The organism is Pseudomonas fluorescens (assembly GCF_000730425.1).
GTDB classification, from domain to species: domain Bacteria; phylum Pseudomonadota; class Gammaproteobacteria; order Pseudomonadales; family Pseudomonadaceae; genus Aquipseudomonas; species Aquipseudomonas fluorescens_X.
This window is the reverse complement of sequence record NZ_CP008896.1, coordinates 3,833,007-3,857,383: the sequence shown is the minus strand read 5'-3', so window position 1 is coordinate 3,857,383 and position 24,377 is coordinate 3,833,007. Positions and strand designations below refer to the sequence as shown.

General features: G+C 52.1%; 24 protein-coding genes and 2 pseudogenes. 18 read left to right on the top strand and 8 right to left on the bottom strand.

What is annotated here, in order from left to right:
* Positions 1–111 precede the first annotated feature (111 nt).
* From HZ99_RS17325 to HZ99_RS27940, 5 genes and pseudogenes are all read left to right on the top strand, one after another.
* Entirely contained in the window at positions 112–2,280 is a 2,169-nt protein-coding gene (locus tag HZ99_RS17325) for a Mu transposase C-terminal domain-containing protein (RefSeq protein WP_038444699.1), read from the top strand.
* Complete coding sequence (locus HZ99_RS17320) at positions 2,277–3,746, top strand: ATP-binding protein (RefSeq protein WP_032857199.1); 1,470 nt, start codon at positions 2,277–2,279, stop codon at positions 3,744–3,746. The genes HZ99_RS17325 and HZ99_RS17320 overlap by 4 nt, the downstream gene beginning before the upstream one ends.
* A 15-nt stretch (positions 3,747–3,761) precedes the next feature.
* Positions 3,762–4,235 (top strand): annotated as a pseudogene (locus HZ99_RS29270) (TniQ family protein); the annotation flags it as partial.
* A gap of 54 nt (positions 4,236–4,289) precedes the next feature.
* Positions 4,290–5,441, top strand: a complete 1,152-nt coding sequence (locus HZ99_RS17315) for a TnsD family Tn7-like transposition protein (RefSeq protein WP_227496890.1) — start codon at positions 4,290–4,292, stop codon at positions 5,439–5,441.
* A 317-nt stretch (positions 5,442–5,758) separates the two neighbouring features.
* Positions 5,759–7,432 carry a TniQ family protein gene (locus HZ99_RS27940; protein WP_076964407.1) on the top strand — a complete coding sequence of 558 codons (1,674 nt, stop codon included), beginning with the start codon at positions 5,759–5,761 and terminating at the stop codon, positions 7,430–7,432.
* Between the two features lie 386 nt (positions 7,433–7,818).
* Here the strand turns inward: HZ99_RS27940 and HZ99_RS27935 are convergent, their stop codons facing one another.
* On the bottom strand, positions 7,819–8,376 hold the full coding sequence (locus HZ99_RS27935; RefSeq protein ID WP_019334872.1) for an arsinothricin resistance N-acetyltransferase ArsN1 family A: 558 nt from the start codon (positions 8,374–8,376) through the stop codon (positions 7,819–7,821).
* 53 nt (positions 8,377–8,429) lie between these two features.
* Complete coding sequence (locus tag HZ99_RS17300) at positions 8,430–8,927, bottom strand: MarR family winged helix-turn-helix transcriptional regulator (RefSeq protein WP_025992770.1); 498 nt, start codon at positions 8,925–8,927, stop codon at positions 8,430–8,432.
* Between the two features lie 380 nt (positions 8,928–9,307).
* On the opposite strand from HZ99_RS17300, the gene HZ99_RS17295 reads away from it, so the two are divergent.
* The 12 genes and pseudogenes from HZ99_RS17295 (at position 9,308) to dmeF (ending at position 19,408) form a co-directional block, all read left to right on the top strand.
* The gene (locus HZ99_RS17295; RefSeq protein WP_019334875.1) at positions 9,308–9,730 is read left to right on the top strand and encodes an arsenate reductase ArsC; all 423 of its coding nucleotides are present in this window, start codon (positions 9,308–9,310) and stop codon (positions 9,728–9,730) included.
* Positions 9,727–10,083: a metalloregulator ArsR/SmtB family transcription factor gene (locus tag HZ99_RS17290; RefSeq protein ID WP_032901556.1), complete on the top strand. Its 357-nt coding sequence runs from the start codon at positions 9,727–9,729 to the stop codon at positions 10,081–10,083. The genes HZ99_RS17295 and HZ99_RS17290 overlap by 4 nt, the downstream gene beginning before the upstream one ends.
* Positions 10,084–10,108: 25 nt before the next feature.
* Positions 10,109–11,392: an arsenic transporter gene (locus HZ99_RS17285; protein WP_038444690.1), complete on the top strand. Its 1,284-nt coding sequence runs from the start codon at positions 10,109–10,111 to the stop codon at positions 11,390–11,392.
* A gap of 16 nt (positions 11,393–11,408) precedes the next feature.
* On the top strand, positions 11,409–11,879 hold the full coding sequence (locus tag HZ99_RS17280; RefSeq protein ID WP_038444687.1) for an arsenate reductase ArsC: 471 nt from the start codon (positions 11,409–11,411) through the stop codon (positions 11,877–11,879).
* Between the two features lie 46 nt (positions 11,880–11,925).
* A complete protein-coding gene (arsH, locus tag HZ99_RS17275) occupies positions 11,926–12,639 on the top strand; it encodes an arsenical resistance protein ArsH (RefSeq protein ID WP_038444684.1) in 714 nt (237 codons plus the stop codon).
* Between the two features lie 25 nt (positions 12,640–12,664).
* On the top strand, positions 12,665–13,093 hold the full coding sequence (arsC, locus tag HZ99_RS17270) for an arsenate reductase (glutaredoxin) (RefSeq protein WP_019334880.1): 429 nt from the start codon (positions 12,665–12,667) through the stop codon (positions 13,091–13,093).
* A 303-nt stretch (positions 13,094–13,396) separates the two neighbouring features.
* Positions 13,397–14,530 carry a nucleoid-associated protein gene (locus HZ99_RS17265; protein ID WP_038444681.1) on the top strand — a complete coding sequence of 378 codons (1,134 nt, stop codon included), beginning with the start codon at positions 13,397–13,399 and terminating at the stop codon, positions 14,528–14,530.
* Positions 14,531–14,532: 2 nt separating this feature from the next.
* Positions 14,533–15,795 carry a hypothetical protein gene (locus HZ99_RS17260; protein WP_038444678.1) on the top strand — a complete coding sequence of 421 codons (1,263 nt, stop codon included), beginning with the start codon at positions 14,533–14,535 and terminating at the stop codon, positions 15,793–15,795.
* Positions 15,796–16,112: 317 nt separating this feature from the next.
* Positions 16,113–16,445 (top strand): DUF2790 domain-containing protein, encoded by a 333-nt coding sequence (locus HZ99_RS17255; RefSeq protein ID WP_019334883.1) that lies wholly within the window; start codon positions 16,113–16,115, stop codon positions 16,443–16,445.
* Positions 16,446–16,663: 218 nt separating this feature from the next.
* Positions 16,664–17,988: pseudogene (locus tag HZ99_RS17250) on the top strand (OprD family porin).
* 218 nt (positions 17,989–18,206) lie between these two features.
* Complete coding sequence (locus HZ99_RS17245; RefSeq protein ID WP_038444675.1) at positions 18,207–18,482, top strand: metal/formaldehyde-sensitive transcriptional repressor; 276 nt, start codon at positions 18,207–18,209, stop codon at positions 18,480–18,482.
* Between the two features lie 11 nt (positions 18,483–18,493).
* Positions 18,494–19,408, top strand: coding sequence for a CDF family Co(II)/Ni(II) efflux transporter DmeF (gene dmeF / locus HZ99_RS17240; protein ID WP_038444672.1), 915 nt, complete (start codon positions 18,494–18,496; stop codon positions 19,406–19,408).
* Here dmeF and tnpC read toward each other — a convergent pair.
* The 3 genes from tnpC to tnpA all read right to left on the bottom strand — a co-directional run bounded on the left by tnpC (position 19,405) and on the right by tnpA (position 21,719).
* Positions 19,405–20,973 carry an IS66 family transposase gene (gene tnpC / locus HZ99_RS17235; RefSeq protein ID WP_038441719.1) on the bottom strand — a complete coding sequence of 523 codons (1,569 nt, stop codon included), beginning with the start codon at positions 20,971–20,973 and terminating at the stop codon, positions 19,405–19,407. The genes dmeF and tnpC overlap by 4 nt on opposite strands.
* A gap of 81 nt (positions 20,974–21,054) precedes the next feature.
* The gene (gene tnpB / locus HZ99_RS28675; protein ID WP_038441718.1) at positions 21,055–21,390 is read right to left on the bottom strand and encodes an IS66 family insertion sequence element accessory protein TnpB; all 336 of its coding nucleotides are present in this window, start codon (positions 21,388–21,390) and stop codon (positions 21,055–21,057) included.
* Positions 21,387–21,719, bottom strand: a complete 333-nt coding sequence (gene tnpA / locus HZ99_RS28670) for an IS66-like element accessory protein TnpA (protein WP_038441717.1) — start codon at positions 21,717–21,719, stop codon at positions 21,387–21,389. Before tnpA ends, tnpB begins: the two co-directional genes overlap by 4 nt.
* A gap of 236 nt (positions 21,720–21,955) precedes the next feature.
* On the opposite strand from tnpA, the gene HZ99_RS17220 reads away from it, so the two are divergent.
* Entirely contained in the window at positions 21,956–22,138 is a 183-nt protein-coding gene (locus HZ99_RS17220; protein WP_038444670.1) for a DUF1289 domain-containing protein, read from the top strand.
* A gap of 319 nt (positions 22,139–22,457) precedes the next feature.
* Here the strand turns inward: HZ99_RS17220 and HZ99_RS17215 are convergent, their stop codons facing one another.
* The 3 genes from HZ99_RS17215 to HZ99_RS28665 all read right to left on the bottom strand — a co-directional run bounded on the left by HZ99_RS17215 (position 22,458) and on the right by HZ99_RS28665 (position 24,369).
* Positions 22,458–22,925, bottom strand: a complete 468-nt coding sequence (locus HZ99_RS17215; protein ID WP_017341649.1) for a DUF411 domain-containing protein — start codon at positions 22,923–22,925, stop codon at positions 22,458–22,460.
* A 162-nt stretch (positions 22,926–23,087) separates the two neighbouring features.
* The gene (locus HZ99_RS17210) at positions 23,088–24,152 is read right to left on the bottom strand and encodes a copper resistance protein B (RefSeq protein WP_038444668.1); all 1,065 of its coding nucleotides are present in this window, start codon (positions 24,150–24,152) and stop codon (positions 23,088–23,090) included.
* Positions 24,124–24,369, bottom strand: a complete 246-nt coding sequence (locus HZ99_RS28665) for a hypothetical protein (protein ID WP_099170805.1) — start codon at positions 24,367–24,369, stop codon at positions 24,124–24,126. Before HZ99_RS28665 ends, HZ99_RS17210 begins: the two co-directional genes overlap by 29 nt.
* Positions 24,370–24,377: the final 8 nt, after the last annotated feature.

Here is a 24,377-nt window from a genome sequence, read left to right as displayed (position 1 = left end):
GTCGATCAAGGTAGATTTGGTTGGTACTCCCATTCAAATGACTGCACCACTACCAACATTTGAAATCATTGAGAAACCAATGAAAATTTCACTGACGGCGGAGGGCCTATCATGAAAGTCCAAGTCAATGATTGTTTCGAACCGCTTACTGAGTTTTCCGTCGTGCCGGGCTTCGTTAGGGTCTTGTACCTCAATGAGCGATACGATGCGGTCGTTTTGATCCAATTAACGGATCCGCCCCGCCAACCGATTGGTTTAGGCCTGGAGGAGCTTCGCGGATCCGTCATTGCAGGTGATACGAAGCTAGCCAAGGTCGTTACGCCTGAGTTTCTCTTAGTGTTAGAGGATGACTTGGATGAGAAAAAGAAGCGGGAAAGGGATGAAAAGTGGAACATCATCGCACCCCTGATCGACTCAGGTTATCCAGGTCAGATATTCGCTCCTGGTGAGATGGGTCAAATGGTCGGCGCTAGAGCTGTTGAGCTCGGTATACAGCGCAAGAGCATCTATCGGCTTCTGTACCGTTACTGGATCAACGGCCAAGTTCGAAATGCGCTCTTGAAAAACTATGCGGGCGTCGGAGTTCCTGAGCGCAAGTATGATCCCGCAAAGCCCCCGGGTAGGAAGCCAAGGTATCAAGGTATTGCCGTTTCACCGACCAAGGTTATCGATGCAGTGGATAAGCGCTGTATCCGTATCGGCTACTCGTTATTTGTCGGGGATAAGACTTCTACGATAACCAACGCCTATGTTGAGATGCTCAGGAGGTTCTATACCGCGAAAGACCTGTCGAAAAATCCAGAATCAGGCGGTCGTTTGCTACCCGAATCGGAAATTCCTTCCTTTAGACAGTTCGATTATTGGGGAAAGCAATATTTCGACGAGGTTGAAACTGAACGTGGCCGTAAGGGAATGCGTAAGTGGCTAAAAGATTGCCGCCCCCTTTCTGGAACCGTCCGTGACTGGCTTCGTGGCCCCTGCCATCAGTTTGAGATCGATGCCACCATTGCGGACATTTATCTCGTGAACGGATACTCCAGGCGAATGCTCATTGGACGGCCGGTTGTGTACGTCGTCATTGATAGCTTTTCCGGCATGATCGTCGGTCTCTATATCGGATTAGAGGGCCCGAGTTGGAACGGAGCCAGGCAAGCGCTTTTCAACGCTTTCACTTCGAAGGTTGAGTTTTGCGCTACCAATGGGGTCACAATCGATTCAGAGGAATGGGCCTGTCATCACCTCCCACATCACATCTACGCTGATCGAGGCGAGATGTTGGGGAAAGCAGCTGAGGGTCTTGCCACTGGCCTGAATATCGAGCTGGGAATCGCTCCGCCTTACCGCCCTGACTGGAAGTCGATGGTTGAGAGCCGGTTCGGTATCCTGAACAACCTGACAGGCATCAGGTGGCTTCCTGGTGGTGTAGCTGCTAGGGAGAAGGAACGTGGCGAGCGAGATTACCGACTCGATGCAACGCTGAGCATTAAAGAGTTCACCAAGATTATCATCCAGTGTGTCCTTCACTATAACCGCTTCAACAGGCAGCCCGACAGGCTCACTCAAGAGATGATGAACGACGGTGTCGATCCGACGCCGTCAGGTATCTGGACTTGGGCATTAGAAAATGGTCATGTCGAACCAAACAATCATCCCGACGAGATGGTCTATCTCCATTTGCTTCCGCGTGAGCAAGCGACGGTGCAAAAGGGTGGTGTGCTATTCCGAGGGATGCACTATGTCTGTGATGTAGCGATCGAGAACAACTGGTTTGCGAAGGCCCGTAGCCGCGGGGTTTGGTCGATAGAGTGTTGGTATGACCCAAATTCCTCAGCACATATTTGGATTCGGGGAGACAACAAACAGTTCATCCGTTGCGATTTGCGTAAGTCTGATAGCAAGTATGCTGGTTATCGATCCGATGAGATTTTCGATCTGCTCGAAGCTTACCGCCAGACTCCACCGACTCATAAACGTGCTGAGCTGGAGAGTCGGATTTCGTTGCTGGAGGAAGTTAATAAAGTCGTCAGCGGTGCGATCGCTGAGCGAAATGATGAGCCAGCGCCTGCGACCAAAGCTGAGATGATTGGAAATATTCGTGAGAATCGCGCCGTTGAGCGCCTCAAGGAGCGTGAGACCGCCCATGTGCCAGAGGGTGTGAGGATTGAATCGCCTGTGCTCAAGACAGAGATCTCCCAAGATCGCTCAGAAAACTTTGCCGGCCCTCGCAGCGCTCAGGTTATCGATATGCTCAAACGCCTCCGCCCAGGACAAAACTCATGAAAGGCGCCCAAGTTTTCGCAAGCTACACGAAGCAGGCGATAGCGGACTACGCGGGAAATCCACTCATCGAAGCGCTGCCACCGATCTTCTCAGAAGAGGTGGCAATGCAACTAATCTCGAACTTCCCCCGTCCTGTTGATCCAGAAGAGCTGACCCTCGACCGATCGACTCGGGTTCACTGCATCGACCGCTTGAGAACGGTGGTCCAGCCTTTGTTGGTCCACATGGATCTGGAGTCCGTATTTTCATTGCTGGTACGACGTGGGTACGTCGGACGCAACCCGACCTCTCCAGACACTGTCAGACATCTTCACTCACTTTCGGGCGCACAGCGCTACCACGATGGATTCAAGTCCACTGCCGAAACGTTCAGTCTGGTTGGCCTTAGTGGCATTGGAAAGTCCACCGCACTCGAAGCCATTTTGAGTCTCTACCCTCAAACGATTCGCCACGAGCGTTATGAAGGAAAGCAGTTCGTTCATACCCAGATCACCTGGCTCAAGCTTGACTGCCCCCGAGATGGTTCGCTGGCAGGCTTCTGTCAGCAATTTTTCTATGCGGTCGGGCGAGCTTTAGGTGATGAGGATTACTACAAGCGGTATAGGGCTCGGAACATCAATGACTCGTTGCAACAAATGGAACAGGTTGCGAGTACATTTTTCATCGGAGCTTTGCTGATCGACGAACTTCAGAACCTGCACCTCGCGAAAACTGGGGGCAAGGACAACATGCTGAATTTCTTCCTCCATCTAGTGAACAACATCGGAATTCCTGTGGTGTTCATCGGGACAAATTCGATGATCAGCCTATTTTCGGACGTCATGCGCAACGCAAGGCGTTGCTGCGGCGTCGGGGTACTCGAATTTAAACGTTTTGAGAAGGACGATGACGAGTGGCGCATGCTTGTTGAAAACCTCTGGAGCTATCAGTGGTACCAGCAGCCGGTCGAACTGACAGAGGATGTGTTTGATGCGCTGTATGAGCATACACAAGGGGTCACCGACTTTTTGGTGAAGCTTTTGGTGCTCAGTCAAAGGTATGCGATCCAGAGTGGTTCGGAATGCGTTACCGCCGAGACAATTGCGTTGGTGAGCAACACCAAGATGCAGATATTGAAGCCAGCTTTGTCCGCTCTGCGAAGCCGAGATCCGAAACGGATGCGGCAGTTCGATGATTTGCTTCCGATTGAAGACCAACTAAGCGACATGATGGCGTTCGATGGTGTGGCTCGGCCGGAGCGACTGGCATTGCTGCGCAGTGTCATCAGTCGCAGCGACAATAGTGCTACCAAACCTAATGTGGCGGCCGTTAACCAAGTCAAATCGCAGTCACCTGCGGCGGTGGCGGTTGAGACCTCAGAGGCACAGGCGCTAAGTGAAAGTGAAGACTCCATTGAGGCGTTGAAGAGCGCCGGTTGGATAAGCAGTGATCTCTTTGAGTTTTCTCCGTTGTATCGGAAGGGGTGAATTAAGGGTGACGAAATGGGGCTCAAATTCCATTTCTTTCCGGCCGTTTTCCACGATGAGACGCTTCACAGCGTTCTCTCAAGATACGCCCGGCTCTGTGGCGTACGTAGTTGCGCAGCAGTTTTCGATGGAGCGCAGTCCGCGAAATGCTTTTCGCAGAACGTTGCTTTTCCATGTCGACTAGCTGAGCTTGTCGAGGCGCTGCCGTGTGATACAGGCTTATCGCTAGCCGCTGTCATAAAGCGCCATACGCAACTGCCCTACTACGAACCTTTTTTGACCCCGCAACAGGTGGGCGACGCCAATATCTTGATGGCGGGAAACGGCAAGGGGTTGATGCTAAGGTTGGGGTTAATCGCGAGCCGACTCCAGTTTGCTTCGAGAGTGCGATTTTGCTTCGACTGTGTCGAACAGGACATGGCCTGTGTGGGAGCAGCGTACTGGCACCGTGTGCATCAGCTTCCAGGCGTTTTGATCTGTCCCCACCATGGAACTCCGTTGAGGCTCCTTGATTACCGCTGGTTGAGCAGAAACTCTCGAAGAATGCATTTACCGGACGATGAGGACGTTCAGTCTCACTCCATTTCGCTAGAGATCCCTCAAAATCTACAAAGTGCTCTGCACGAAATAGCGCAGCGTTCGATGCAGGTGCTTGAGACCGATGTTCCGCCATTATGTCCTGATGCGATTCGCTCGGTGTTTCTGGATAGCGCTATTGCCTTGAAAATGGCTTCCGATACTGGTCGGCTGCACTTAGGCATTTTGGCGCGACACATGTCTGCATTCTTTGAGGGGCTCCCCTCCTCAGGGGAGTACTCGATACTGAGCAAGTCGTCTGCGGATATACCGGCGGCCTGGATTGTGAAGCTTTTACGTAAGCCGAGGGGCACCCATCATCCACTGAAATTCATCCTGCTGGCCTGTGCGCTCAAGGTCGACATGGAAAGGATACTGCGGCCAAACGGTCCTATTACCGAGTCGCTTAGTCGAACTGCCAATACCGAAACTCCCTGTGGACGAGCTGCCAACAGATCTCCAACCAATCGCTCAAGCACCAATGAGTATATGAGTGAGGCATCTGAAACGATCTGGACGCTGGCGCTCTCGGGGGCTAACGCTAAAACCATAGCGTCAGAAACAAGGAGCTCGGTTACATGCGTCTATCGAATGATACGCGCGATTTCGAATGGACCTGACCTATGGAAAGAGGCGAGGCTTTCGAAACTTCTGGTTGATAGGAGGAACCGATTTGACGGGGAATACAGAGCTCGCCTAGCTCATGAGTGTCGAGATTATGTGTGGCTTCATCGAAACGATCGGCAATGGCTGTCCGAGCTGACACAAGAGCCAGGTAAAGCCCACAGACCGCGCGGACAGCAGGCAGAAAGATTCAAAGACCTCGACCTTGCCAACGAAGTGGTTCAATGCGCTGAAATGTTACGAGCGCTTCCAGGTAAACCTGTCCGCATCTCACGGACAAAAATAGGCAGAGAGCTTCATGTGTTATCTAGGTTTGAAAAGCAGCTCAACAAGCTGCCGCACTGTGCGGCTGCACTGGCAGCCGAATGCGAAACCCTTGATGCATTCCATCGGCGGCGCCTGAGCTGGGCCGAGCGGAAGCTAAAACTTGACGGCAAGCCAATCACTCAATCAGCGCTGTATCGAACAGCGTGTCTCAGAAAACTCCAAATATGAGTGAATGCACCCTGATCCGCGTATGAATATTGCTCTGTAACGCCGTCGGCACAAGCCTCTATATATATGAGCTGTGCGTGGATTCGATGTGTGAATTTTGACGAGGCGTGCAGTGAAAGTATTTATATGTGTGGTGTATTGTATTTTGACTCTGGCGTAAAAACTGCTGTTTTCTAATAAAATAATTGCTGGCTGTTCGCTACTGTATGGCGTTCATTTTTAAAAATCCTTACCCGGGTACACGGTGATATGTGATAAAAGAACACCATCCACAGGACTCGCGTCCTACCAGAACCCACGTTAGAAGTCGGCTACTCATGTCCAGTATTCTGTTTTTCCCAATGTCTATGCCAGACGAGACACTATTATCTCGTATTACGAGATACCATTTTTTGTCCGGAAACAAAACCGAGGCAGAAACCTTTCGTGATCTTTTTGGCGTTGCGCCATTTCAGCTATCTATCATACCGAAGCAATTAGAAAACCTTGCTTCTCGATTGCCGGGAGTTAAAGAAAGCAACTTGGCTGAGTTGCTTGAGATTAACACTACGTTCCCAGCCTACAAACCTTTTATAGGATTATCAAAAGAACCCTCTAAGGAGTTTGACAAGGTTTTATCTGATGTCGCTCGAGTGCCTAGGAGAGAAGGTACGAGGAATAGCAGAGCTAAAATTTGCTTGGCCTGTGTGCAGGCCGACCTCATAGAGTGTGGCTACGCATATTGGCACCGAGCTCATCATGTACCGGGCGTTACAGCGTGCTGGCGACATGGTGAAGAACTTCTTCAATCTTGCCCTAATTGCTCTCATCCTTTTTATCGTAAAAACCGATTGTTACCGGGGTTGACCGATGATTGTGCTTGCGGGTGGAACGCTGTTAAACCTGCGAACCGCTCACTCGCCTCAAATGAAGAGCGCGAGTTTGCAGTTTTTGTAAATGATATTCTGCAACGCAATCTGCCATCGATAGATTATACGGTTTTGGCTGCTTGTTATCGGCGTCAAGCAAAGAAGCAAGGGTTTGTTCATGGGAACCTAATTGGCACAGCTAAATTATTTAGCAGTATTCGTGATAAGTTCAGCGATAAAATTATTTCAAAAATTGATTTGGCATACGCAGCTGGAATTCGAAGTCAATGGATTAGGCTATCGACAACAAGAGGTCAAATTGATATGCCGTTGGCAAGGCATCTTTTAATATCTCTCCATCTTTTTGGATGTGCAGAAAAGTTTGAGAAATGCTTGGCAGAAGAGTCTCTACTTGCTAGCTCGGCAAACCCGACGGTCCGTCTTAAAGAGAAAACTTTGCCAGAACATAAGAAAAAGGCTTATCGAGAAAAAATCTCAATGCTACTTGAAGTGAAGCCAGGCATTGGTATGGACTATCTTTGGGTAAGTGCTTATCAAGTAACCCGTTGGCTCAACGAAAACGATAAGGACTGGTTGTTGAGTAAAATTACAGGGAACGTAATGCAGAAGAGTAGTGCCGAGCCGGCGGTGAACGATGAGGACGAAAAATACGCAACTATTCTTATAGAGGGCGTTGAGAACTTGTACCGCATCACCCAAAAACAGGTGCGAGTAAATATCAGTAACATGCTTGCACTTTTGCCGCGAAAAGTAAGTAGGCAGCGTGCGACTCGTAAGTCTTTCCCGTTGTTGTCAGCTCAACTTGAACTTCAATTTGAGTCTCTTTGGCATTTTAGGTTGCGGAGATTTATATGGACGATGTCGGAGATCGCGAGGCTTAAGTTACCGCCAAACAACTCCAGCTTGAGATTATTGACAACAGTACCTCATGTGGCCTGCCAGGCTCTCATAAATCACTTCGAGTGGAATTTAGACAGCATGGTTAAGGACGGCATTAAGGTTGAGGTTATGCTTAGAAATACCGGCGTCTCGCGGCAATGGGAAGGGCCACTAGGTTATGATATTCCCATGGGTGGCAATGCATACATGGAGATGATCGCGTCCAATTCAAAGCCCCAGTAGATATTTTTATGGCGTGGCGCAGTTGCTCTGGATCCGGTGATTTCTGTGGCTTATTGCTGGGCGTTGGATGTCATTGTTAATACCGACGCCTATTGCGTATTGATCGGGCATTGGATGTGCACCGATAGCAGCGGTTTACGCATATACGGGATTTATGCCGCATACGTCGATTTCGCGTATTCAATGTCCGCAGACATCGGTATCTATCTCAACGTCGATTCAAGCATGAGCAGGGGAATTACGTCGCTAGCGCAATCCACTCCAGTGGGCTGCGTAATTACATAGGCTTGACCACCTATTTGCATTCGACTTGACCAGTTAGGCCGTGATTGATTGTTTCGCTGTACGTAGCCTGACTGACAAGATTTTAAGTGTGATAGAGAACCCTAACAGCCGCTTAATCCATTTGATTCAGTCTTGGTTGCAGCCATTGGTGTTAGCCACGGCATTTGATTCGTAGGAATGAGTCGCTCGACAATTGCGCAGTCGATCCAACGACCGTCAAGGCATGCATGTTTCTCGTAAACCCCGACTTGGCGGAATCCGCAAGCTTCGCACAGGGCGAGACTGGCGCGGTTAGATGTGAACACGCGAGAAAGGACTTTCCAAAATCCACGAGCTTCTGCCTCTTTAAGCAGCGCCTGAAGGAGATTCTTACCCAGCCCTTGGCCTCGCACCTCACGGCTCATGTAAATCGAAAAGTCAGCGATGCCGTCATAGCACGCGCGATTGCGGTAGTCACTAAGGCTCGCCCATCCGATGACCTTATCGTGCTCATCAAGCATCACCAGAACGGGATAACGATCATGAGCCTCAAGTCGCTCTAGCATGTCATCAGGGTTACGCGGAGTGGTCTCGAACGTGGAACTTCGTTCCGCAATCCCTTGGTTATAAATAGTGGCTATCGAGGTTGCATCAACTGGCTCAGCAGGACGGATACGCATGATCGGGTTCCATTATGTTGGTAGTAACAACGTTTGAATCAAAAAATGGAGATTCAATAGGCTTGCGTTGGATCTGAGCCACGCTCATTTGTGAGGCCGCAGCGTTTTTCGGTAGCTCGTGTAATCTGCCTGAGCAAGGTTAATGCTCCTTGCCTGGCTTCGGCTGAAAGGTTCTCGATCATTGTTATCTCTTCGGCAATGAGATCGCCCCTGATTTTTTCGTAGAGTTCCCTGCCCGCGTCCGTGGCCTGGATCTTCACGGCACGGCGGTCTTCGTTATCCTCAGCGCGTGACACATACCCCTTGCGTTCGAGCGCATCGATTACGCGGCTTGCCGTGCTTTTGTCTAAAAACATCTTTTCAGCCAAGACCTGAAGCCGCATGGCTCCTTTCTTGACCAGCGTTTCGACCGCGTAGCACTGGGTGACTGAAACGTCGTAGCAGCAAATCCGATCTCTATCTCGAAACTGGTAGACACGGACGAGCTGATTCAACGCCTCGTACAGATCCTCGGCATCCTGGGACAACTGGTCTTTTTTCCGCTTCGGCATAATCGTCACAAATTCGTTGTTAGCCGCAACAATAATCTGGGGGATGCAGATCGTCAACAAGCCTCCGCTGGCTGATGACAGGAAATCTGTCGCACTAGCATGTTGTGCCCAACAGCCAAAAAAGAATTCAGCAAGTGAGCTTTGTGGCCCAATCCTGGCACCTCTTAGTGTTGGAAAAATTCGGCCCAATGCTGCTGTTGAACTTGCTGTACTGGTTACAGCTGATTTGCGTTGTGATCAGCTCGTCTTCCGACGAAAAGTCGTCCGACGATCTGACGAGCGCTGCCCTTACACGCTGGTGACCGGCGACGCAAAAATATACGCTTTACCGAATATGCGATAAATCATATATTCGATTCAACGTATGTGTCGAGATTGCCATGTCTGCCCCAATCAAAGTGCTTTTCATCTGCGTTGCCAACTCTGCCCGCTCCCATTTAGCAGAAGCATTGCTTCGGCACACAGATCCGCGTTTTGCCGCTTACAGTGCGGGCTTGGAGCCAACCAGCGTCGACCCGCGTACTGTCGCTGCTCTGGCCAATGTCGACGTAGATGCATCCGGACTGCATAGCAAATCCATTGATGAGCTTCGCGACGAAAAATTCGATTACGTCATCACGCTGTGTGACAAGTCCGCACGGGAATGTGCATGGATGCCCGCCGCTGGCGAAGTCATCACTTGGGATTTCGCAGATCCGGTCACCAGCGATCATCCCGACGCGTTTCGCCACACACTTCATGACATCCATGAGCGCATTAAGCTCTTCGTCTTGGTCAAGACAAAACACTTGGAGGATCTATGACAGAGCCTATGAATCCCACGGCACTATTCAAGTGCTTGGCAGATGACACTCGAACCAAAATCACACTGCTCATCGTGAGCGAAGGAGAGCTGTGCGTATGCGAGCTTACCGCTGCGCTCGACCAGAGCCAGCCCAAGATTTCTCGCCACTTGGCGCTGCTTCGTTCAGCGGGACTGCTGATGGATCGTCGTCAAGGCCAGTGGGTTTACTACCGCCTGAATCCCGGCCTTCCTAGTTGGGTGAGTGCAATTCTGAAGGACGTCGTGGATGCGAATCAGGATTGGCTAGATACCGAAGCCAAACGACTAAGCGACATGAATGCTCGTCCTATCAACCAGCTCGTATGTGGCTGATCTGCTTCCAAATCGAGTGATTGAAATGTTGATTGCCGTACTGATCTTTATTGCCACCATCGTCCTGGTGATCTGGCAGCCCAAAGGGCTGGGTGTTGGCTGGAGTGCAACCTTTGGCGCTGTACTCGCGCTCTTGACTGGAGTGGTCACTCTTGCGGATATCCCCGAGGTGTGGCACATCGTTTGGAATGCCACTGCAACGTTCATCGCGGTGATTATCATCAGTCTTCTGCTCGATGAAGCCGGCTTTTTCGAATGGGCAGCATTGCATGTCGCACGCTGGGGCGGAGGCAGCACTCGTAAGCTATTTGCTTTCATCATCCTACTGGGTGCTGCGGTATCAGCATTATTTGCTAATGATGGTGCGGCATTGATTCTCACGCCCATCGTGATCGCAATGCTATTTGCATTGCGCTTTTCGCCCGCTGCCACCCTCGCATTCGTCATGGCGGCCGGTTTTATCGCTGATACCGCGAGTTTGCCTCTGGTAGTTTCGAATCTGGTCAACATTGTCTCTGCGGATTACTTCAAGATTGGGTTCAGCGAATACGCATCCGTCATGGTGCCGGTGAATCTGGTCAGCGTTGCGGCTACGCTGGTGATGCTGATGTGGTTCTTCCGCAAGGAATTGCCCAAGACTTACGAACTTGCTCAGTTGCATCATCCTAAAGAGGCGATACGTGATCGTCCGACTTTCATAGCAGGCTGGTGGGTTCTAGCTCTGCTGCTGGTCGGTTTCTTTGTCGTCGAGCCTCTGGGCGTGCCGATCAGTGCCATTGCGGCTGCCTGCGCATTCATTCTTTACGTCATCGCGGCCCGTGGACACGCCATCGACACCGGCAAGGTGCTCAAGGGCGCGCCATGGCAGGTGGTGATCTTTTCCCTGGGCATGTATCTGGTCGTCTACGGCCTCAAGAACGCCGGTTTGACCAACCACATCGCCCAGATCCTGAATGTATTTGCCGGCTACGGTGTCTGGGGCGCGTCCTTGGGTACGGGGCTGCTCACAGCCTTTCTGTCTTCAATCATGAACAACATGCCCACTGTCCTGATCGGTGCCTTGTCCATTCATGCTGCCGAAGTCGATGGCGTCGTTCTTCAAGCAATGGTGTACGCCAACATCATTGGCTGCGACCTGGGGCCGAAAATCACTCCCATCGGTAGCCTGGCCACGCTCTTGTGGCTGCACGTGCTGGCCAAAAAGGACATCACGATCAGCTGGGGTTACTACTTCAAGACCGGGATCGTGCTGACCTTGCCCATCCTTATCGCCACCCTCTGCGCCCTGGCATTGCGCCTCAGCTTCTGAATCAAGGAATCTACTGATGAAAGTCTTGTTCATGTGTACCCACAACAGCTGCCGTAGCATCCTCTCCGAGGCACTTTTCAACCACCTGGCGTCAGAGGGCGTGGAGGCGGTCAGCTCAGGAAGCTTTCCCAGCGGTCGAGTGAACCAAAGGGCATTGCAAACGCTGGAGGCTGCGGGCATTTCCACGGCAGGCTTGAGCAGCAAAGCTTCGGATATTTTTGAAGGCTCTCCACCAGACATCGTGGTAACCGTATGTGACCGGGCAGCGGGTGAAGCGTGCCCCATCTTTTTCGGGCCAGCCTTGAAGGCCCATTGGGGTTTGGCCGATCCGTCGGAAGCCACTGGGTCGGAGATCGAGATCACAAAAGCGTTTGACGCCACTCTCGCCAAAATTCGCGAACGCGTGAGCGCGTTTCTTGCGCTGCCGTTGAAAACCATGAGCCCTGATCAGCTCAAAGCTGAACTGAACCGTATCGGTTCGCTTTGAAGAGCAATGGAAGTTGTGCCTACTTGGCGCATCCCTAGGAGTTTGTATGCAAGATACGCTGCCGAATGTCCAAGCCGAGCTGCTTGACATTCCAACCCTGGAGCAACTGGCGCCTCGCACGTCCTCACTCCATAAACCTCGAATCCTTCTTCTGTATGGGTCGACACGAGAGCGATCCTTCAGCCGGTTGGTGACCCAGGAGGCCGCTCGACTTCTGGAGCAGTTTGGCGCTGAAACAAAGATATTCGATCCGTCGGGCCTTCCGCTGCCGGATGATGCACCCGACACCCACCCCAAAGTCGCGGAGCTGCGCAAACTGATGCAATGGTCGGAAGGCCAGGTGTGGTGCTCTCCTGAGCGACACGGCTCCATGAGTGCGGTTTTCAAGGCTCAGATTGACTGGGTTCCGCTGGCGATAGGTGCTGTACGACCTACGCAAGGAAAGACCCTTGCGGTGATGCAAGTCTGCGGCGGCTCGCAGTCCTTCAACGTAGTTAATCAGCTGCGGGTACTGGGGCGTTGGATGCGCATGTTCACCATCCCAAACCAATCCTCAGTAGCTAAGGCCTTCACCGAATTCGATGAGACGGGCCGGATGAAGCCGTCCTCGTACTACGACCGTCTGGTCGACGTGATGGAAGAACTGATGAAGTTCACGCTGTTGTTGCGTGATCGCCAAGATTACCTGGTTGATCGTTACTCCGAGCGTAAAGAGTCCGCTGGGGAGCTATCCGAACGCGTCAACCAGCGATCCATTTGAGCCTCTCAACAGCGAGACATCAGATATGAATCAGATCACGATTTATCACAACCCGGAATGTGGCACTTCCCGCAATACCTTGGCATTGATCCGCAACAGCGGTGAAGAGCCAACGGTAATTGAGTACCTGAAAACCCCACCTGATCGGCCAACGCTAATCAGGTTGATCAAGGATATGGGTATAGAGGTGCGGGCGCTCCTCCGTATCAAAGGCACGCCGTACGAAGAGCTTGGGTTGGGCGATCCGTCACTTGCCGATGACCAGCTCATTGACGCCATGATGGCTCATCCCATCCTGATCAATCGTCCCATCGTCGTGACCCCCTTGGGGGCACGCCTGTGTCGTCCGTCTGAGGCTGTCCTCGACCTGCTTCCACAAGAGCAGCGCGGCAGTTTCGTCAAAGAGGACGGACAGGTCGTTGTGAAAATTGATGATCTGGGCCGTAAAGTCTGATCCCACGTAAGCGATACGCAGCAAACGTAGGGGGGGATGGTGGTGAGTCATAATCCGAAATTTGATGTCGTGGTTATTGGCGGCGGCCAATCCGCGCTTCAACCCTCCGCTCCTCGTGCTGATGAATGGCATAGATTATGATACTGTATACATATACAGTTATTGGGTTCGTGCAGCCTTACTGATCGGTAGGTATTGGAGCCCTTCGGTGATATCTGATATCGAGATAAGCCCTGAAGTTTGCTGGGTAAGGTGCTATTTTCAGTGATTCCATATTGATACTATCGGAACGGAATTCGACCTATGATTACGCTGAAAACTGCCATTATTCACAGCTTCAAGAAGCTGGCCAAGACCAGTTTTATCTCCGAGGTGGTCAAGAAGGATGTGGCGCTCGATACTGAAAATCCCGCGTTGCATTTTCTGGTCAATGGTATCCACGGCCTCATCGGCAAAGAAGGCAACAGCGTGGTCTACGGCCAGTTTGCCGATGATGACCGTCAGGGACCGTTTCCAGAGCGCTTCACCGCGTTCGTAGAAGTACAAGATGATGAAGCGCGATTTATCGACTTGACCCACTTGGCAATGGACCAGTTGGTGGAGCAAGCCGGTAATCAAGTCTTATCGACCGGTGGACACATCCTTTGCGCTCAGTACACCGCAGGTGCAACCGACTTTTTCCTGGTCGCCAGCATGAAGGAACGCGGCGGTATACAGCTGGACGAGAACTATGTGCCCAAGGAAATTCAAGAGGTCGATCTCAACAAGGTTCAGCAGGCCGCCAGGATCAATTTAGCGAGCTTCGTGGCCATAAAGGCTATGGCTGCTGCGGCCGCTGCTGCGCCTGAGCAGAATGAAGATGACGCGGAGGATGAAGTGGATTCAACCTACCTGTGCTTCATCAGCCGGGGCCGTGATAGTCAGGCATCCGATTATTTCATCTCTGCACTGGGATGCGCGAAAGGAGTAGCTTCCGGACGCGCTACCAAAAATGCCATTGATAACGTTGCACGGTTTTTTCGCGACAACAAAACGTTAAAAGGCTTTGGTTACAAGGCCAAAGAGGCGGTGATCAAGTATCTGGAGGAGCAGTTGGCCGCAGGCAAATCTGCGCGCTTGGACGCTATCTGCCACGTCGCTGTCGCACACGTACCCGCTGACTTAGTGGATGAAATTGTTGGGCTGAAAGACTATTTGAATAGCGAGAAACATAAGGTGCCAGACGACTTTACGGTCAATGCGAAATCGCTGAAAGAGAAGACCCGTATCAAGGGGGACGCGGCTAACTGGTCGTTGCAATTCGAGCGTGGAGCGTTAGGTAAGGATCCGGCCGCAGACGTTTATTATGATGAGGGACGGAAAAAGTTGACACTGTCCAATCTGACTGCCGAACTGGTTGGTGTGATCGAGAAAGAACTGCTGGCCAGGGTCGGCTAAGAATGTTTTCTAATGTGGTAGCTCTCTACCGCGCCATTGGAGCGCCCACCATTGAGGACGGAGTCATCCGCTATGAGGGGATGACAACGCCCGACATTATCGGTGCGTTGCGAATGTGCGATGGCCTGCCCGCAGCCTATGGCAAGTTCGAGCATTGCTCTGAAGAAGCAGACTCTCTCGATATTGAGTTTCGCTTGCCATCGAACGAGTCTGGCCGGTTCTACGCGAACCTCGGCGAGTTTGTCGCTCGCAATGGCTCATTGGGCAAGGGGCAATTCCCGAGCAACGTATACATTGTTGAGCTCTGTTGGGCAGATAGCGATGACATCGAGCCTCCGGCGATTAAGGCGCTCAGGCGCGTCTGCCGGCTGATCGAGCTGCTTGCACTGCTAGCGATCGGTGTCGACAAAGACAGCAGCCAAGATGGTTTTAATCTGTTCTTTGCCTTGCCTCCCGATGGGGCTAAGCCTCCGAGAACTTTTCTGTTACCTACCCAGGTTGACGTCAAGGTCCTTGACTATGAGCTCAATCACCTGAGCTTGTTGGAAGAAATACTCAATCGAAAAAACGAAAATAAGGCACACCTCTCCGAACGAAAATTAATGATTCGGATGGCGGTGGCTAGCGTCATCGAGAAGTTTGAGAGCGAGCCCAATCTGTTCTTGGTGATCGTGCGGGAGTGGCGGGAGGTCCTCGCCACATACCGCGCTAATCTGCAAACCTACGTCTATAGCTTCTCGTTTGAGCGGGCCCGGCGGGAGGTGGCCCAAGCTGAAATCGACTATGGCACGAAGCTTAGCGGGGTGCTGGGCGACATCGCCGGCAAGATGCTCGCCCTGCCGATATCGCTAGCGGGTTTGGTCGTGCTGGAGAAAACAACCTCAAGATTCGAAGGTTTTATCCTTGTCCTTGGGTTGGCAGTGGTTTCTGTGGTTCTGCTTGCAATCCTTCACAACCAAATGCTGCAAACGGAGCGCCTCCTACACAGCTTCAATGTCATTTTCGATGATTTCAAGGACAAGATAAAAACATATCCCCCGAAACTTCAGGGGCTGCTCAGGATCACCATCGATCAAGTCGACAAGCAAGGCCGAACCCTCACCAGGACCTTTCGGTTGCTGAAGGGGTTGTCCCTGCTTCCAATCGTCGGTGCTTTGCTGCTAGCCGCGATAAAATACTGGGACGATTTCTTATGGCTGTTAAAGGCTATCCTAGCGATGGTATTTTCGGTACTCCACGTAGCCCCTAATATTCTCAGCCTATAAGGCTTTTGTAACACGTTCCTCGTCTCATCTTACTGCGCTCAAACCACTCATCCATATGGAGCAGTCCAAGCAGCTGTCCATAATATAGATGAGATGTATTTTTAATAAAAAATCTTGGGTATTTCGTGAGAAACTCGAGTTGATCTTTAATGCTTATCTGACATATTCAGCCTACTCCGCCAATAAGTTAAAATTCTAATAGCCGAGCTCACCAGTGCTGAGGGACACCTTACGCATATGTAATATTCGCGGCAGCTTTCTGAAAGGCATCACTGGTTATCCTCTAGTCAGAAGTAAGTGAACACTAGGAGAAAATCATGAAATCACTAAAAGCTTTTTTTGCCGTTTCCATCTTGACCTTGTCTTCTTTGGCCATGGCTGAAGGCGGTGGTGACCGTGTTTATGGTCGAATGATGCAAGAGAACCAGAAGGCGATGGAGCAGTACGCTTTAGAAAATGGAAAGACGACACCTGAAGTTGTTCATTATGAATATGGAATGAACCTCGATGTCCAGAAGGTAATCAGTACTACTCAAGCCAATAAAACCTGTGGCGTAGCTCCTTCGCGCATGACCTATGAAGATTCGGCGGGCAAGCTCAACACCCTGGAATACAAGGTTATGGGTACTAACTGCCCTCACGGAAGCTAGTTAGCGTTGGCCCTAGCTGCGCCAGTTTGTTCGGTATGTTTCGAGTCTGCTTACTGTTCGCTGACATAGAAGTAATTTTCAGGTCACGCTGGAGTTATCTATTGTATGAAATTATGTCTGCCGGCACGTAGGAGAAATCCTCACGTGCTGGTGGCTTTTTATAATTATAAAAAATATTTCATAAAGAAACTCTGCCAAGCTAAAGCCTGGAGTGTTAAATGAACAATAAAAGCATTTATGGTCTTTCTCTCATTGCCCTTGGCATGAGCATGGGGCAAGTTGCAGTAGCTGTGGAGCAAAAGCCTGAAGGGTTCATTGAGGGGAGCACCTTTAGTATTCTCAATCGGAATCTCTATCTCAATCGTGATTATCGAAAGGGCCAGTCAAGCCCCACGGGCAATGGTTACTCAGCCGAATGGGGTCATGGCATCATTGGCCGATTCGAATCAGGCTTTACTCAAGGAACCGTAGGCTTCGGCATTGATGCGTTTGCAATGGAAGGCCTCAAGCTCGATTCAGGTGATGGTCGCTCGGGAGCCCGTAGCTCAGTCGATGTCTTGCCGCACAATAGCAAAGGCCAACCTGAAGACTCCTACTCAAAAGTAGGCGGGGCCGCAAAAGTGCGTTTCCTGGATACAGTCGTCAAGGTAGGCGACGTATTTCCATCGACGCCTGTCGTTGCCTATGGGGATTCCCGACTCCTCCCTGAGAGTTTTCGTGGCGCAACGTTTACCAATACCAGCATCAAAGACCTGACCCTTCAAGGGGGTCGGCTGCATGCGATGAGCCAACCCAATTCCAGTGGCATGCGTGACGGCTTTTCGACTTTCTACGCCGGTGCAGTAGATGCTCCGTGGATCGCTATCTAGGGGGCGATTACACGGTCAATGAGCACGTAGGTGTGAGTCTTTACACCAGCCAATTCAAGGATGTGTGGAACCAGTATTACGCAGGCACCACATTGAACTATCCGCTCTCAGACAGCGTATCTCTAATCGGTGGCTTTAATTACTACCGAGCGGTTGATGAGGGTAAAAAACTTTTGGGAAGCTTCGATAACAACATTTGGAGCGGCAAGACCGGGGTCAAATTCGGAGCGCATACCGTGACCGTTGGGTACCAGCGCAATAATGGTAACGACGACTTTGACTACCTACGCCAATCCGACTCAATTTTCTTGGATAACTCTATTCAGTACAGCGATTTCAACTCACCGAAAGAGCAATCCTTGCAGCTGCGCTACGATCTAGATATGCAGGCTTTCGGCATCCCCGGTCTCAGCTTCATGACCCGCTACGCTAAGGGTTGGGATGCGGACTATTCCAACGCGAACAGCGTGTACATGCGTCGCGGAGTGGACGGTGCACCATTGCAGGACCAAAAGCGTTGGGAGCGAGACATAGAGGCCAAGTACGTCATCCAGTCCGGCTCACTGAAGGACATGTCTTTACGTGTTCGCCAAGCAACAACACGAGCTACCGATTTCGAATCTGATTTGGACGAGGTCCGACTGATTGTTGAATATCCACTGCAACTTCTTTAACGGGCATTAGCCATCGGCATCAAGTGTCCGCTATCCCCGATACACCCCGTCTCCTTGTTTCTCCTTTGGTTTGGAGACGGCTTAGGCGCCCTAGTGGCGCCTTTTTTTATGGATTGAAATAACTGTTGGTATCCATCGCCGGCGGCGAGCATCCCTGGGGTTGTATGGCTAATTGGAACGTGTGATCATACTCTCAATATAGGTAGGGGGGGTATGGTATGGGTCATATGAGATCAAGCAAAGACAATCTTCTTAAGCGCGTAAAGCGAATCGCTGGGCAAGTCCAGGCTATTGAGCGAGCACTCGACTCTGATGATGACTGCTCGAAAACTCTGCTTTTGGTCGCTTCTGCCCGTGGCGCTATCAATGGGCTGATGGATGAAATTATCGAAGACCACGCTCGTGAACACGTCGCGAATCCGACACTCAGCAACGACGAAAGAGCGAAAGGTGTCGACGAGCTGCTCGAAGCCATTCGCCGCTATTCCAAATAGGATTTGCCCAGATGAGTAATTCGTACGCCGAGTATTCCCACGACCATATGTTCCTTGGGAAATCACATGAAGAAAACGCCAAGCGAACCTTGTGGGTGGTGGCCCTGACCGTCGTAATGATGGTTGCTGAAATCACCGCAGGTTATCTCACTGGCTCAATGGCGTTGCTTGCCGATGGTTTTCACATGGCAACGCATGCAGGAGCACTCGGCATAGCCGCAGCTGCTTACGCTTACGCTAAAAGACATGCCTCAAGTGCTCGCTACAGTTTTGGAACTGGCAAGGTGGGAGACTTGGGTGGCTTCGCTTCTGCTCTGATTTTGGGACTGGTTTCCTTGGGAATTGCTGGAGAGTCGCTGTTTCGTCTCTTTCAACCGACTCAAGTGCAATTCGGGACAGCGACTCTAATCGCAATTGTCGGACTAGCAGTGAATGTGGTGAGCGCGCTTTTGCTGTCTGGCGGTCATGATCACCACCATGGGCATGACCACGGCCACGATGAGTCTCACCATGCGCATGGTCACGACAATAATTTGCGCTCTGCATACGTTCACGTCATTGCAGATGCATTGACTTCGGTTCTGGCCATCGCAGCCCTTCTTGCTGGTCGATACCTTGGTTGGGTATGGCTCGACCCTGCAATGGGGATTGTGGGTGCCGTTGTGATTGCACGCTGGGCTTGGTCGTTGATGCGGGTGACTTCGGGTGTATTGCTCGACCAGACAGATGATCATGTCGCTGAAGAGATTCGTGAACTGGTTGAGCGACCGGGAGATGCTTCGATCATTGATCTTCATGTCTGGCAGGTTGGGCCGCAAGCCCGCGCCGCGATTGTGAGTGTTCTGGGCAGCCCAGCAGTCAATGCAGAAAACATACGAGAACGGCTTGCGACGTATGCGTCCGGGCATCCCGCCTTGCGCAACTAAACCGGTTGCCATCTATGCGGCAGCAGCTCCGCAATCTCACTCGCCCGCTGCGTCGGCAGGCGCGTGAGGACGTCCTTCAAATAAGCATACGGATCATGCCCATTGAGCCGCGCCGACTGGATCAAGCTCATGATCGCCGCAGCCCGTTTGCCGCTGCGCAGTGAACCTGCAAAGAGCCAGTTCTTGCGACCCAACGCCCATGGCCGGATCTGGTTCTCGCACCAGTTATTGTCGATGGGTACGGCCCCGTCATCGAGATAGCGCGACAGCGCCGTCCAGCGTTTCAGGCTGTAATCCAGTGCTTTGCTGATAGCCGAGCCATCGTGCACAAGTAGGCGCTGGGCGATCATCCAGGCATGCAGTGCACCCATCACCGGCACAGCTTTTTCCTGCCGTATTCGGTGGCGAAAATCCGGTTCAAGGTCGCGGATCTCACTTTCGATTTCGTAAAGTAACTGGATGTAGCGCAAGGCCTGCTCGGCGAGCTGGCTCTTGTTGGTGGCGTGTAGCTCGAAGAACTTGCGTCTTGCATGGGCCATGCAACCGATTTCGGTTACGCCGAGTTCAAAGCTGGCCTTGTAGCCACCGAAATCATCACAGACCAGCTTGCCCTTCCAGTCTTGCAGAAAGTTACGAGCATGCTCACCGGCGCGGCTGGGGCTGAAGTCGTAGACGACAGCCGCTGTTTCGCAGAGTTGGCTGGTGGCGTAGGCCCAGACATAGGAACGATGAGTTTTTTTCGAGCCCGGCATTAGCATCTGCACGGGTGTTTCATCGGCGTGAATGACCTGCTGCCCGAGCACTACATCGCGCAGCGCATCCACCAGAGGCTGTAACTGCACGCCAGTAACGCCAACCCATTGGGCCAAGGTTGAGCGTGGGATGGCCAAACCGGCTCGACCAAAAATCGACTCCTGGCGATAGAGCGGCAAATGGTCGGCGAACTTGGCGATCATCACATGGGCTAGCAGCCCGGCGGTGGGGATGCCCTTGTCGATGACCTGCGCCGGAACCGGCGCCTGGATCAGCGTTTCGCAGTCATCACAAACCCACTTGCCGCGAATGTGACGCTCCACGGTAAACACGCCGGGCGTGTAGTCCAGTTTCTCGCTGACGTCTTCACCGATACGCTTGAGGGCGCAGCCGCATGGGCAGTGAGTGTTGTCCGGTTCGTGATGGATCAGGGTGCGTGGAAACTCCGGCGGCAACGCAGCGCGCTTGGGCTTTTGCTTTGCCTCGGTTGGAGTTGGAGCTGTTTGCAAGGCCTGAAGCTCAGCCTCAATCGCCGCGATATCGGTATCGATCAAGTCATCGAGCAAGCTGGCCTGCTCCGGACTCAACTGCTCGCTACGCTTGGCAAATTTGAAGCGCTTGAGCTGCGCGATCTCGTGGCTCAACTTTTCGATCACCGTTTGACCATGATGGATCCTCTTACCCATGGTCTCGACGGTCTTGCCCATTGTTTCGACTTGTTGGTCCAGCGTCTCGACACGCTGCATCAACTGCGCTGCCAGAGCGCGCAGTTGTTCAGGGGTCAGGTGATTGAGATCAGGGAGCGAAGTCATGCCGCCGATTTTGCCAGAACAGGTCAAAACCAACGATAGGCTGATCGGACAATTGCACAGCCAGATGGGGCATGGCAGAAGTTATACGATGGAAATCGCGTTGCCTGGCCCGACCCTTTGCCAAGGCAAACCTAGCACCAGAGCATGCAGTTGCTCGGAGCCCAATTCTATCTGCGAACCGTGCCGGGAACCCGGCCAGAAGAACTTGCCCTGATGCAGCCTGCGCGCCGCCAGCCAGATGCCCAGCCCGTCGTGCACCAGCACTTTCATGCGATTGGCACGGCGGTTGGCAAACAGATAAGCACAGTGCGGCTGCGCCGCACCGAACACTGCTACCACCCGAGCCATCGCAGTGTCGGTGCCGGCGCGCATGTCCATGGGCTCGGTGGCGAGCCAGATGGTGTCGATGCGGATCATCGCAACAGGTCTCGCAGAAAGGTGGCGCAGGCGGCAGCACTTTCGGTCGGCCAGTTCACTTTGACGGTGCCACGCGGGTGCTGGATTTCAACGCAGATGTTCGATGATGCAGCTTGCGAATTTCCTCCGGCTAGCTGCAAGGGTAGCGGAACGAAAGCAGGTTGCAGCGCCATGGCTTTCTGCGTTTGCACTCGAATCCATTTGTGGACGAGGTTCGCGTTAAGGCTGTGGCTGAGTGCGACGCTGGCAATCGAAGCGCCGGGCTGGGCACACTCTTGAATGAGCTGGGCCTTGAAGGATTTGGAGTAGGAACGGCGTTGTGGCTGCATGGAAAGACCCGCTTAAAAGGCTAGAAATGGTGTCCACTTAAATTAGGTGGACACCATCGCCTTTGGCGTCGGGGTCAGGAAGGTGTGTTGGCCGGACGCATACCTTGCGACGGTTCATGAGATCACTCATCTGACAGTTGAGTACCGCACCAAGTTGGGCGCTGACTCACCTGATCAGATCGTTCTGGCTTAGCAATGAACCCGCAGCACGCATAAGTTCGACGAGGAATTGAACAATGGCCAAGGACATCGAAAATCCCTGTATTTCTGTTTGCCAGCTGAACAGCGAACTGTGCGTTAGCTGCGGTCGCACCAAGGAAGACATCAGAAAATGGAAACGAATGAAGCGTCCAGAAAAAATGGCCGCTGTACAACGCGCGGCCCTGCGTCTGAAGAGCCTTCAAAAAAAGAACTCTTAAGCCACCGTCATTTACGTTTTCTACTGTTTCAGCCGAGACAGATGTCCTGATTCGGGAAGGTGCGCTGAGGGTGCAACGCCATCTCCGAACTTAACACTATCGCGATCAACTGCGCAGTGCTTGTCAGCATGCGGAGGATGGGGTCATCTCAAATTCTTATTGAGGACTGCTGTTCGGGGTTATCTGATTAGGCACAAGCATGCCTTTACGACGGCTGTTGATCGTCTTTAGCCATGGCTTGAGAATGAAATCGAAGGAGCATGTCCCGCTGCATGGTCATGAACGCTGACCATGCTGTGACGGGAGGGATGTGGTGGGATTAGTTTTGAGGGTACTCAGCAATGACCTGATCTGTGCCAGCTTTGGTCAGGCCGATTATCTGGTAGGCCTCATGCACTCCGTCGACTTCCATTCCTGGAGAACCAGGTGGCATGCCAGGAGCAGCGATCCCGAGAAGGTCGTCGCGTTTACTCATCGCAATTATTTGCTCAGCTGGCACGTGGCCTTCAACAAACTTCCCGTTGATCATCGCGGTGTGACAAGACGAGAGTCGTGGAGCGACACCCAGATCTTGTTTGAGAGCACTCATGTTGGTTTCTTCATGATCGATGACGGTGAAGCCATTAGCCTCAAGATGCTGAATCCATTTTTTGCAACATCCGCAGTTTGCATCACGATGCACATCGATGGTGAGGGCCTGCGCCGCTTGAGCCGTTGAGCCAATGAACAGCGCGGCGAATGTTGCGATACGCAGAGATCGACTTGAAAGTCGGAAGCTACCTGTCATGAATATTTCCTTTTCCCTTGGAGACGGCGAGATGTTCTACGAAGCAATAGAACCCCACTCAAGCGTTCATGCCGCTGCAAAGGTTGCATTGAAGGATCTACTCTAGAGTCGGGGAGCTAACTCCCCGATCATTAGAATTCGTAGGGCTAGTGCTCAAATCGCTTAGAACCACATCCGAATACCAGCTACAAATCGGGCCTCGTTTGTTTTTTCCCCTTCATCGCTGGCAAGGTCAGCCGTCTTACCGTATGAGCGATTCCAGCTAACTCCAATGTAGGGTGCGAATTGACGAGTAATTTCGTAGCGCAACCGCAGGCCTAGTTCGGTGTTGGCCAATCCAGATCCTATGCCGCGCTGAGGATCATTTTTCCCGTACAAGTTTACTTCGGCGGTCGGCTGCAAGATCAGGCGATTGGTCAACAGGATGTCGTAATCGCCTTCAAATCGAGCAGCGGTTTGACCGTTCTCACCAATATAAGCAGTCGCTTCAGCTTCAAAGTTATAGAGGGCCATGCCCTGAATACCGAGCGCTCCCCAGGTTTGAGGTGACCCAGGTTTGAAGTCTTGTCGAATGCCGGTGACGACATCCCACCATGGACCGATGGCGTGTCCCCACAGAGCCTGAAGTTCAGCGTTTTCGGTTACGCCATTTGTACGTTCACCTTCCGAACGCAACCAGAGGCGGTCGACGTCACCGCCGATCCACCCTTTTGCATCCCAAGCCAGCGCACTGCCGTTGTCAGCGTCTTGGTACTCAAATTTATCCAGGAGGATGAACGAGTTAATTTTTTTATCGTGCACACCATGGCCTGGTACGTCTGGAAAAGCGGCGGCCCGGTCAGCGTCGGTAAGTACGGGGATCGGGGTTCGGCTTGTGGTAGTCGCCCCTCCATCCATGCTTTCCATACCGTCCATTTGCCCGTTATCCATGCTCATCTTGCTGTGATCCATCGCCCCCATCTTGCTATGGTCCATGGCTCCCATTGAGCCGTGGTCCATCTTGGAGTGATCCATCGCGGCATCTTTCGCTTTGGCTGGTTTGGATTTTTGTGCAGTTGAAGGCTTTGCGTCCGCACTTGATGGCATCGCCATCGACGGATCCATCTCTTCAGCGGCTTGAGCCATAAAAAAGAATGCTGGACCGGTGGAGACTGCAAGTGCCATCAGCGTTGGGCGTAAAAACTTACTGGTCATGATCTCAATCTGCCTTTTTGGTTTTTTGGTCATGATCCATCGACTCATGGCTCATCTTGCTATGGTCCATTGACCCGTGATCTAGCTTCGAATCGTTTGCCGCTGCTGGCTTGTCCGTTGCTGTAGCAGGAACAGTGGTTGAATGATCGCTGCCATTTTCCTCTGCCAGCACCGTGGACGAGAGTCCACTCAGCAGGACAGCGGCAAAGAGGCAACCCACGAGGGAATTACGATTTAGGTATGTGCTCACAGATCGTC